Annotated in this window: 10 protein-coding genes and 1 pseudogene; 7 read left to right on the top strand and 4 right to left on the bottom strand. The window is 29.4% G+C overall.

Annotated elements, in window-relative coordinates; genetic code table 11:
* Window positions 1–1,284 (top strand): methyl-accepting chemotaxis protein (locus tag JG780_RS08740; RefSeq protein ID WP_287570166.1); only part of this gene is annotated, 1,284 nt, incomplete at its 5' end.
* Window positions 1,285–1,315: 31 nt separating this feature from the next.
* On the opposite strand, the gene JG780_RS08735 is transcribed toward JG780_RS08740, so the two are convergent.
* Complete coding sequence (locus JG780_RS08735) at window positions 1,316–2,038, bottom strand: SDR family NAD(P)-dependent oxidoreductase (RefSeq protein ID WP_004102930.1); 723 nt, start codon at window positions 2,036–2,038, stop codon at window positions 1,316–1,318.
* An 84-nt stretch (window positions 2,039–2,122) separates the two neighbouring features.
* On the opposite strand from JG780_RS08735, the gene aglB reads away from it, so the two are divergent.
* Together aglB and JG780_RS08725 are read left to right on the top strand one after the other, a co-directional pair.
* Window positions 2,123–3,556, top strand: coding sequence for a cyclomaltodextrinase (aglB, locus tag JG780_RS08730; RefSeq protein ID WP_012580479.1), 1,434 nt, complete (start codon window positions 2,123–2,125; stop codon window positions 3,554–3,556).
* Window position 3,557: 1 nt separating this feature from the next.
* A complete protein-coding gene (locus tag JG780_RS08725) occupies window positions 3,558–4,262 on the top strand; it encodes a class I SAM-dependent DNA methyltransferase (protein WP_041427261.1) in 705 nt (234 codons plus the stop codon).
* On the opposite strand, the gene JG780_RS08720 is transcribed toward JG780_RS08725, so the two are convergent.
* Together JG780_RS08720 and JG780_RS08715 are read right to left on the bottom strand one after the other, a co-directional pair.
* Window positions 4,235–5,086, bottom strand: coding sequence for a DMT family transporter (locus tag JG780_RS08720; RefSeq protein ID WP_463274145.1), 852 nt, complete (start codon window positions 5,084–5,086; stop codon window positions 4,235–4,237). The two genes, JG780_RS08725 and JG780_RS08720, sit on opposite strands and share 28 nt — an antisense overlap.
* 38 nt (window positions 5,087–5,124) lie before the next feature.
* A complete protein-coding gene (locus JG780_RS08715; protein WP_004102938.1) occupies window positions 5,125–6,402 on the bottom strand; it encodes an ArsB/NhaD family transporter in 1,278 nt (425 codons plus the stop codon).
* Between the two features lie 227 nt (window positions 6,403–6,629).
* On the opposite strand from JG780_RS08715, the gene hcp reads away from it, so the two are divergent.
* From hcp to nadC, 4 genes are all read left to right on the top strand, one after another.
* Complete coding sequence (gene hcp / locus JG780_RS08710; protein ID WP_287570163.1) at window positions 6,630–8,288, top strand: hydroxylamine reductase; 1,659 nt, start codon at window positions 6,630–6,632, stop codon at window positions 8,286–8,288.
* Window positions 8,289–8,395: 107 nt separating this feature from the next.
* Window positions 8,396–9,130: an aspartate dehydrogenase gene (nadX, locus tag JG780_RS08705; protein ID WP_114702793.1), complete on the top strand. Its 735-nt coding sequence runs from the start codon at window positions 8,396–8,398 to the stop codon at window positions 9,128–9,130.
* A gap of 12 nt (window positions 9,131–9,142) precedes the next feature.
* Window positions 9,143–10,045 (top strand): quinolinate synthase NadA, encoded by a 903-nt coding sequence (gene nadA / locus JG780_RS08700; protein ID WP_287570169.1) that lies wholly within the window; start codon window positions 9,143–9,145, stop codon window positions 10,043–10,045.
* A 3-nt stretch (window positions 10,046–10,048) separates the two neighbouring features.
* Complete coding sequence (gene nadC / locus JG780_RS08695) at window positions 10,049–10,864, top strand: carboxylating nicotinate-nucleotide diphosphorylase (RefSeq protein WP_004102951.1); 816 nt, start codon at window positions 10,049–10,051, stop codon at window positions 10,862–10,864.
* Here the strand turns inward: nadC and JG780_RS08690 are convergent.
* A pseudogene (locus tag JG780_RS08690) lies at window positions 10,854–11,324 on the bottom strand (GGDEF domain-containing protein). The gene nadC and the pseudogene JG780_RS08690 overlap by 11 nt on opposite strands.
* Window positions 11,325–11,437 lie beyond the last annotated feature (113 nt).

The following is an 11,437-nucleotide window of genomic DNA, read 5'->3' as shown; positions in this document are numbered from 1 at the left end:
TACAATTATATTTGGAATAAGCCTTCTATTAATAAAGAAGTTGGGAAAGTTGCATATGCAAGATGGTTTGAACCATATAAATTTATGATTGGTGCAGGTTTATATGATGATGATATTCAAAAATATTTAAACAGTATCATTATACCAAATATTATAATTTCGGTGATAATTATTCTGGTAATATTTGTTATTGTATTATTTATTGGTAAGAAAATTAAAAAGGATGTAGAAAAAGTTGTTAAGTTAGCATCAGATGTTGCAGATGGTAATTTAACAGAAAAGGTTGAAGTTGAAAGAAAAGATGAAATTGGTAAAATCGCACAAATGCTTAACAATATGGTTGATGGATTAAGGAATATAGTTAATGAATTGAATAATAATTCAAAAACTGTAGAAGTTTCATCAAAAAAATTGAGAGAAGTTTCAGAAGAACAGGAAAAAGGTGCACAAAATGTTGTAAGCGCATTTGAAAAAATAGTTGCAGAATCTCAAAATATCTCAGCTTCTCTTGAAGAAATTAATTCAAGCATTGAGGAAGTTGCAGCAAGTGCTCAGAATGTTTCAAAATCATCCATGGATCTTTCAGAAAGAGCAAATGAAATTTCACAAAACGTACAATCAGGAACAGAATCTGTTAATAAAGTATATGAACTAATAGAAAAAGGATATTCAGAAATTTTAAGTACTGCAAATATGGTATCTGAATTATCTACATCGGCTGCAAATATAAGTGAAATTTTGGAAACTATTAATCAAATTTCTGAGCAAACAAATTTACTTGCATTGAATGCAGCAATTGAGGCAGCAAGGGCTGGAGAAGCAGGAAAAGGATTTGCAGTTGTTGCGGATGAAATAAGAAAACTTGCTGAAGAAAGTAAAGCAGCAACAGAAAATATAGGAAAAATTCTTGAAGGAATAAGGAATAATGCAGAAAAGGTAAACATAAATACTAAAAAAACAGTTGATAGTATTAAAGAAGCTTCAGATTTTTCGAGAGTTGTTAAAGAACAGCTAGAAAACATTGAAAATGAAATATTTAATATTACAAATATGATAAATAATACTGCCGCAGCTGCGCAAGAGCAAAGTGCAGCAGCTGAAGAAATGTCTAGCGCAGTGGATAGTACAACAAGAACTCTTATGGAAGAAGTTGATGAGATTGAAAGAAGTAAACAGATGATTGATAATCTTGAAAAAGGTGTTCAGAACATAGCCTCACTAAGTGAAGAATTAGGAGAGGTAGTAAATTCAATGGACAGTGTGATAAAGAAATTTAAAATATAGTTTAGTTTAAGGCCCCTTAGTTTAAGGGGCCTTAAATATATATCATTTTTTTAGTCATTCCACCATCAATAACTATATTTTGTCCGGTTATAAATCCCGACTTTTTTTCATTTGCAAGAAATAATGCAAGTTCTAAAATATCATTTGGTGTACCTGCTCTGCCAACAAGATGTTGCATATGTTCTTCTTGACTTATTTGCTCGCCTTCATGAAGTATCCATCCTGGACTAATTGCATTAACTCTAATATTGGGGCCTAATGAATTTGCAAGTGCATGTGTAAGTCCAATGATTCCTGCTTTTGAAGCACTATATGCTTCATTACCTTTTTCAGACATAATAGCTCTTGTTGATGCAATATTTATAATAGAACCTTTTCCTGAGGTTTTGAGTATTAGTGGTACACCGTATTTTGTAATTAGAAAATACCCAGTGAGATTTACTTTAATTACTTTTTCCCATTCTTCCAATGTAATTTCAAGAAAATTTTTAAAGTTTGAAATTGCTGCGTTGTTAATTATTACATCTAATCTTTTAAAGTTTTTTTCTATATATTCTATGAATTTTATAACATCTTTTTCATTAGACACATCACCGAAAAATTTTAAAAGATTTCCATTTTCCGGTAATTTATCAAGTAATTCTTTGTTGTGATCTATTACAGCAACTTTGTAGCCGTTATTTAGAAAACCTATTGCAAGGCTTTTCCCAATATTTCTTGCACCACCAGTTATTAAAGCAACTTTATTTTCCAATGGAAATCACCTCCTTTAATCTTTAAAAAATTTTTTTCTATGTTATACTCTTTAATGTAATTTTTTAAATTGGAGGTATTAAATATGAAGCATTTATTTCCAATACCATCTTGGGTATATGATACCGTAATTTATCAAATTTTTCCAGATAGATTTTTTATAGGAAAAGGAAAAACTGTTGAGGATAAACGTCATTTGTACGAAAAACGCGGAGGTAAAATTGAAAAATGGGGAATTTCTCCAAAAAGATCAAACGATGGTTCTCACGTAAAAATATTTTATGGCGGTGATTTATGGGGAATTTCTGAAAAAATAGAATATTTGAAAGATTTAGGGGTAAATGCAATTTATTTAACTCCGATATTTATGGCACAGTCAAATCATAAATACGATACGATGGATTATTTTAAAGTTGATCCCCAATTTGGGGGGTTAAAGGCATTAAAAAATTTAATAAATAACTTACATAATAATAATATGAAGCTTATTCTTGATGGGGTTTTCAATCATGTTGGAAAAGAGCATGTTTTGTTTAGAAAAGCTTTAAAAGGTAGTAAAAAGTATAGAAATATGTTTGTATTTTATGAAAATCATTACAGAGGTTGGTGGGGTACTAGGAGTTTACCAGAACTTGTTTTAGAGGAAACAGTTGTTAAAGAATATATTTCTAAAATTCTTTGGAAATATTTAGAGCTTGGTATTGATGGTTGGCGTCTTGATTGTGGGCAAGATTTGGGACCTGAAATGAATAGATTTATAACTGCGAAAGTAAAAGAATTTTCTTCGGAAAAATATGTTGTAAGTGAGCTATGGACGTATCCGTCGTATTGGAGTATGGTCGATGGAATAATGAACTATCACTTCAGAGAAAATGTAATTTCATATTTAAATGATAAAAATCCAAATTGTGGATTTTACATTGAAAAAGCATATAAAGAAACTGAAAATATTCATGCATGTTGGAATATGCTTGATAGTCATGATAGCGAAAGGCTTTCTACAGTTTTAAGAGATAAATTTCAGAGAAAAGCTGCGGTTTTACTGCAATTTACATATCCTGGTGTTCCAGTAATTTATTATGGAACAGAAATTGGTATTGATGGCGGTAATGATCCAGAATGTAGAAAAACAATGGAGTGGGATAGAAAGAAATGGGATAATGAACTAAGAGAATTCTATAAAAAATTGATTTATTTAAGAAAGAGAGAACCTGCTCTAAGATATGGTGGTTTTGAGCTTTTATCAAATGAGCCATTAATATTTATGAGAAAATCTCAAATGGTATTAGATAATATTATTGTTTATGTAAACAAAAATGATAAAGAAATTGAAATGGTAGTAAATGTTCCTGATGGAAGAATATTAAGTGGAACAGAATTTGTTGATCTATTATCAGAAGAAAAATTTTATGTTTCTGGTGGAACACTAAAATTATATATGAAAGGTCGCAGTTTTGGAGTGCTAAAGATAAATAATAAAATAGTCCGAAACTATGATCAATATAAAAGGATAAGATAATATGATGAAATCATATGAATACTATGACAGAATAGCTTATATGTATGATGAAATGTATAATAACAAGAAATGGTTAACATTGCGAAAGGCTGTAGAGCATTATATGGATAAAACAATAAATATGAAAAATGCTAGAGTTCTTGATATTGGAAGTGGAACTGGTTATTGGCTTGAATATTTTTTAAATAAGGGTTTTTCTGTGTATGCTCTTGAGCCATCTTCAAAAATGATAGAGTTTGCAAAGGAAAGGTTTAAAGATAAAGTAAAATACTTCAATACTACTATAGAAAATTTTGTTACTGATAATAAATTTGATATTTTAAATATTCAGGGAGATGTATTAAGTTATGTTGAGAACTTAGATTTAGTTATGAAAAAAATCTCTAATATTATTAACAAAGATGGATTGTTATTTGCGACGGTAGATAGTTATTACTATATGAGAAAGTTAGTAAAGAAATACGGAAATAGCCGTGAGATGGAAATATTTGAAAAGTATCATATAACTACTGTTGGTTCACAATACGGAATTTTTAATTCTAAATGTTTTACATTAGAAGATATAAAAGAACTTGAAAAATATGGTTTCCAAGTTTTAGAAATTCGTGGTTGTGGTTATTCGGATAATTTAGAAGAAGAAATTGAAAAGTCATATAATATTGTGCTTGGAGAACATATTTATTTTTCACTACGATATTTAAAATAATTTACTCCCCAAACACCTAATATAATAAGCGACATTCCAATAATATGATTAAAGGTTATTCTTTCGTGTCTAATAAAAAATCCAGCAATAACGGAGACAACAGTAGTTAAATTTGAAAATATTGATGATTGAACAGGAGAAACTTTTGAAAGCATATAGTTTATTAAAAAGAATGCAATTGTTGATGAAAAAATGCCCAGGTATATGGCCGAGATAAAAACATTTTTATTTGATATTACATTATAATTTAATTCTCTGTTTATTAAAGCAAGAATTGTAAAAAAAATCCAACCAGTTATCATCATAACGAACGTTACTTCTTGTGGTGAAAATTCTTTAGAAAAATATTTTGATGCAAAATTGTAAAAAACAGCAGAAAACACAGCAAACAAGATTAAAATCTTTCCTTTAAATCCTTCATTAACATTTAATCCCATTATTAGTAGTACACCAGAAAAACTTAAAAATACAAATAAGTAATTTATTTTGGGAACTTTTTCTTTCAAAATAAACGGTGATAAAAATGTTATAAAAATTGGTATTGTAGCAATTAAAATTCCTGCTTCAGATGAACTAGCAAATTTTAAACCGTTTGTTTCAAAAATAAAATATAGAATCGGTTGAAAAAAAGCAACGATAAGTAATTTATATAATTTTTTGGTATTTTTAATCTTTATTATTTTTAAAGCAAATAATATTAAAAATGATAAAGATGCAAATAAAAATCTTATTGATAGAAAGTTATATGGAGTTGTAAAATCAAGTGCATTTTTTGTAAATAAAAATGAAAGCCCGAAAATTACTGACATTGCAATTCCTGAGATTATAACCTTTATATTAACTCTCTCCTTTCGTTGTAATTTTATAATTTTAACAAAAGATATAGATAAAGTGATGATACTAATAGTCCTAATGTTGCAATTTTCATACCGAGTTTCATAAATTTAGCAAATTTTATTTTTCTATTAAAATTGTTTTCTATCATTCCAACTATAACCATATTTGATGCAGCACCACTAATAGTACCATTACCACCAAAGCTTGCCCCTAAAGCTAGGGCCCACCATAGAAGATCGCTATTAGGAAAAGTTCCAACTAGTGCTTTTGCAATAGGTATGAAAATAGTTACAACTGGTACAGCCCCCATAAATGCTGCTAATATGCCTGACCCCCAAAGTACAATTAATATTAAAATATAGGGGTGTGAAGTAAAATTAAATATTAAATTTGTTATATCTTGAATAACATGAACATCTTCAAGTGCCTTTACAATTGCAAAAAGCCCTACAAAGAAGAATAGTGTATCCCATTCTATTTCACTTGAAATCTCATCAAAGTCTTTTTTTGATATCATTAACATTACTGCACTACCAGTTAAGGCTATAAGAGCAGCTTCATAATCGAGGTATTCATGTATGAAAAATCCAACGATAACTAGTACGAAAATTAATAGTCCTTTTTTCAATAAATTATAATCAACTATGGCTTTTTTAGGATCGGATTCCATAACTATGTTTAATTTATCTTTTTTTACAAGTTTGAGTTCTTTAAGAGTGTATAAAAAATACAAAATTGTTAGAAAAAGAGAAATTAATGAAGGAACAATCATAACTAGTAGAAATTTTAAAAAACTTGTTCCAGAAGCACTACCAACTAAGATATTTGGAGGATCACCTATCATAGTAGCAGTACCACCTATATTAGCTGCAAAAATCATAGGAAATAAAAAAGTTTCTGGTTTTATTTCAATTTCCTGACAGATATATATAATAATTGGAGAAAACAGTAATAAAGTAGTTACATTATCTAAAACACTAGATAATATTGCAACTGCTATTAATGTAGAAACAAATATATATATAAGATTTCCGTTAGACTTTTTAACTATATATATCGCTATTGCCTGAAATAATCCAGTTGTTTTAAGTATGCCTACAATTATCATCATTCCAAGTAAAATACCTAATGTATTAAAATCTATAAAGCTCCCAACATTAGACACACGCAAAGTATCTGAAACTTTAACTAGAGAAATTAATAGGCCCATGCTAAAAGCGATTACTGCTTTGTTTCCTTTTCCAAAAATAATTAAATAATATGTCAAAAAGAAAATAACTAATGATATGATTTTAGGAATCATATTTTTACACCTTCTTGGAAAAATAATTCTGTATATTGTAGTTGTATTTTTTGGCTATTGTCTCATATGTTTGGTCCCAGATTTTACATCATTATTATACCATTATTATTTTTAGCAGATAGAAAATTTAAAAAACTTCTTTTTCCGTAACTAATGTTACAGACATTAGTAATTTAGTCTAGTATAATTAAATTGAAAACGCTACAATGAAAATGGAGGTGAAAGGTATGTTTTGTTTTCAATGTTCTGAAGCATCAAAGGGTATAGGTTGTACAACAATTGGTGTATGTGGCAAAAAACCAGAAGTCGCTACACTACAAGATATGTTAATTTGGGTTACTAAGGGTCTTTCATATTGGAGCCTTAAAGCAAAAGATTTAGGCATAAAAGATGACGAGGCAAATCTATTTGTTGCTGAAGCATTATTTGCAACAATAACTAACGTTAACTTTTCAGCAGAGAGAATTTCAAAATTTATTGACAGGGCAATTGAGCTTAGAGACAGAGTTAGAGAGAAGTTTTTAAAATCATATGAAGAAAAATATGGAAAGAAGTTTAACGAAGATGTTCCAGAGGCTGCTGTTTGGTTTGAAAATGGCGGAAAAGATGTTTATCTTAAAAAAGGAGAGCAAGTTGGAGTTTTATCAGAAGAAAATGAAGATGTAAGGTCGTTAAAAGAGTTTTTAATTTATGGATTAAAAGGCATAGCAGCATATGCAGATCATGCATATATATTAAAATACACTAAAGATGAGATTTTGTATTTCATTGAAAAAGGTCTAGTAGAAACATTAAGAAAGGATATTACTGCTGATGAATTGCAATCGCTTGTTTTGGAAGCTGGAAAATATGCAGTTGAAGTTATGGCATTACTTGATCAAGCAAATACCTCAACTTTTGGGCATCCTGAAATTACAGAAGTGTATACTGGAACATATAATGCACCTGCAATTTTAGTTAGTGGACATGATTTACTTGACCTTGAAGAATTACTCAAACAAACTGAAGGAACAGGTATAATGGTTTATACGCATGGAGAAATGCTTCCTGCACATGCATATCCTAAGCTAAAAAAATATAAACATCTTGCTGGAAATTTTGGTAGTGCATGGTGGAAACAAACAGAAGAATTTGAAGAATTTGGTGGAGCAATTTTAATGACTACAAATTGTTTGGTACCACCAAAAGATAGTTATAAAGATAGAGTATTTACAACGGGACTAGTTGGCTTTGATGGAGTATCTCATATTCCAAATAGAGTTGATGGACAACCAAAAGATTTTACGCCTGTAATAAAAAAAGCTCTTGAACTAGGACCAATACCAGAGAGAAAAGGGAAGAAAATTATTATAGGTTTTGCAAGAAATCAGGTAGAGAAGGTATTAGATTCAGTTTTAAAAGCTGTAAACGAAGGAAAAATAAAAAAATTCTTTGTAATGGCAGGTTGTGATGGAAGATTGAGAGCAAGAGAATATTACACAGAATTTGCACTAAAATTACCAAAAGATACTGTCATTCTTACAGCAGGATGTGCAAAGTATAGATATAACATGCTTGATTTAGGAGATATTGATGGAATTCCTAGAGTTTTGGACGCAGGACAATGTAACGATTCATACTCTTTAGCGGTTACTGCATTAAAACTTAAGGAAATATTAAATGTAGATGATATTAACGAACTTCCAATAGAATATAACATTGCTTGGTATGAGCAAAAAGCTGTAGCAGTTTTACTCGCACTACTTTATCTTGGAGTTAGAAAGATAAAACTTGGACCAGTACTTCCCGCATTTCTTTCCAAAAATGTTTTGAATGTTGTTGTAGAAAAATTCAATATTTCAACAATTTCAACTGTTGAAGATGATATGAAACAAATGCTTGCATAAGAATTTTTTATTCTAAAATTGGCGCTCGTTTTCGAGCGCCTTTTATTTTTTTATTATATTGACAGATGTAATTTACAAGTGTAAAATTAAAAATGGAGGTGTTGAGAATGAAGCCATTATTTCTAGGATTTGGAAATGCAGCAAATGTTATTTTAAAAGAGCTGGAAGGTTATATTCAAGATTTTTATTACTTTGATGAGAAAAATGTCGCAAGTTCTAATGGGAAAAAACTTGAAAAATTTTTAATTCCAAATGATTGTTCATTTGTAGTTGAATGTGCATCTGTTGAGGCGGTAAAAGAATATTATAGAGACATAATTATTTCAAATAAGGACTTTTACATTTTGAGTACAGGTGCTTTTGCTGATGAAAATTTTAGGAATGAATTTTTTAGATTGTTAAAAAATTCAACTTCTAAGATTTATATTCCTTCTGGAGCAATAGGTGGAATAGATGTAATTAATGCAATAAAGGAATATATTGAAAAGGTTGTTTTAAGAACTCGCAAACCTCCTAAAGCTTTTTCAAGGGACGATAAAGAAAAGGTGTTAATTTTTAGTGGAGATAGTATAGAGGCAATTAAGAGATTTCCAAAAAATACAAATGTTTCTGTTACCCTTGCCCTTTCTGTGGGAGATTTTAGAAAAGTTCATGTTGAAATTTATTCTGATCCAAAAGTAGAAAAGAATATTCATGAAGTTGAAGTTGTATCAAGTGTTGGGAATTATAAATTTATTTTTTCAAATAATCCTTCAAATAATCCAAAAACAAGTTTATTAGCGCCATTATCTCTTGCAGCATTAATAAAGAAAAATTTTGAAAATGTTAAGATAGGAGGATAGAAAATGGAGAAAATACAGGAAAAGATCAGAAAGCTTGCAAAAGAAAAAGGTTATATGATTTTGGCACATAACTATCAAATAAAAGAAATACAAGAAATTGCAGATCACTTAGGTGATTCATTGCAGCTTGCAAGACTTGCTACTAAACTTAATGCTGAAAAAATTTTGTTTTTGGGTGTAGATTTTATGGCAGAAACTATAAAAATGTTAAATCCAGAGAAAAAGGTTATAGTTCCAGTGAAAGCAGCAACTTGTCCTATGGCAAATTCTTTGGAGCCAGAAATGATTATTGAAGCTAAGAAAAAATATAACGCGCCATTTGTTATTTATGTAAATAGTACGATGAAATCAAAAATGTATGCAGACGTTGCATGTACTTCTGCTAATGCAGTAGAGATAGTTAAAAAATTAAATAGCGATGTAGTTCTTTTTGGGCCTGACAAAAATCTTGCAGCATATGTAGCCCGAAAAACTGGTAAAAAAGTTATTCCTGTACCTGGAGAAACTGGCTACTGTTATGTGCATAATTATATAAAGATTGATGATGTTTTAAAATTAAAACAGAAGTATCCAGATGCCAAGGTAATTTCACATCCGGAGGTTCCTGAAGAAATTCAAAAAATATCTGATTATATAGGTAGTACTTCTCAAATGGAAAAAATTCCTGGAGAAGTTGAAGATAAAAAATTCATAATTGTTACAGAAAAAGATATGGTTAATAAATTAAAAAATAAGTATAAAGAGAAAGAATTTATACCAGTAGATGCAGCTATTTGCAATAACATGAAGAAAAATACACTCAAAAATGTTTTAAAAGCTTTGGAAAATGAGGAGTTTGAAATAGAAATTGATAAAGAAATTGCAGATAAGGCAGTCTTGCCTATTAAAAAGATGTTTGAGCTAATGGAGGCATAATTTATGGTAGAAAAGATTATTGAATGGATAAGAAAGGATGAAGGCCTTATTGATTTTTCAGCTTATCCTTTAAAAGGGAAAGTTGCAAAATCTATTATAATTTTAAAAGATTCCGCGGTTTTATCTGGGCTTGAACTTGTAAAAGAAGTTTTTAAAAGATTTAATATAGAATTTGAAACAAAATATGAAGATGGAATGTATGTAAATAAAAATAGTATAATTTTTACGTTAATGGGAGATGCATATTACTTATTGGTAATTGAGAGAAGTGTACTAAATCTTCTTTCACTTATGAGTGGTGTTGCAACAAAAGTAGCTAAGCTGTCTAAAAAAGCAAAAGAATATAATATTGTGATTGCTGCTACAAGGAAAACTATACCTTTTGTTGGAGATCTGCAAAAGATTGCAGTTTTACATGGAGGAGGTAATACTCACAGATTGAATCTTTCTGATACTGTAATGATAAAAGATAATCATAAGAAGATATATAAAAGTATAAGGAAGGCTGTAGAAGCCGTAAAAGTTATAAAACCCTTTACATCAAAAATAGAAGTAGAAGTAGAAGATTTTGAAGAATTGAGAGAATGTCTTGATTTAGAAGTAGATATTATTATGCTTGATAACTTCTCGCCAGAAGACATAAAAGAAGCTATTAAAATTATTAAAGAAAAAAGGAAGGATATAATAATAGAAGTTTCTGGTGGAATTAACGAGAAAAATCTTGATGAATATTTAATAAAGGGCGTTGATGTTATCTCAATAGGAAAATTAACCAGTGAAGTTCAATATGTTGATTTTTCCATGGAAGTCATTGATTAATAATTGTTCTATCTCTCCCTAAATTTTTGGCAATGTATAAGTTGTTATCAGCTTTTTTAATAATGTTTTTATAATCTTTTTCTCGTGGAACTTGACTTATAGCACCAATACTAATTGTAAGTTGAATGTTTTTTCCATCAATTAGTATTGGTGTTTTTTTTTACTTTCTTTCTAAGGTTTTCAAGAATTTCAAAGAAGTTTTCTTTATTCTGTGAGAGGTAATATATTACAAATTCTTCGCCTCCGTATCTAAAAATGTTATCTGAAATTCTTTGAAAGCTTAATTTGAAAATTTCTGAAAGTTTTTCAGACAAGTATCACCTGCAAGATGCCCATGGCAATCATTTATTTTTTTGAAGTGATAAATATCTATAATTGCAAAATTGAGGTACATGTTTTCTCTTTTTGATAAGGAAAAATCTTTTGGAAATTTTTGATTAAATTCTCTTCTGTTGTACAAATTAGTTAACAGATCTTGTAATGCACCCCGAAAAATTGGACAGAAATTACGAAACTTTTGTAAAACTTAGATATTCTTCATATACCTCCCGCGGACTTCTGTATTTCAACGCA

This window comes from Thermosipho sp. (in: thermotogales) (genome assembly GCF_020054775.1).
Lineage (GTDB): Bacteria > Thermotogota > Thermotogae > Thermotogales > Fervidobacteriaceae > Thermosipho > Thermosipho africanus.
Note: the sequence above shows the minus strand (reverse complement) of the source record. Positions and strands in the feature narration are given on the sequence as shown.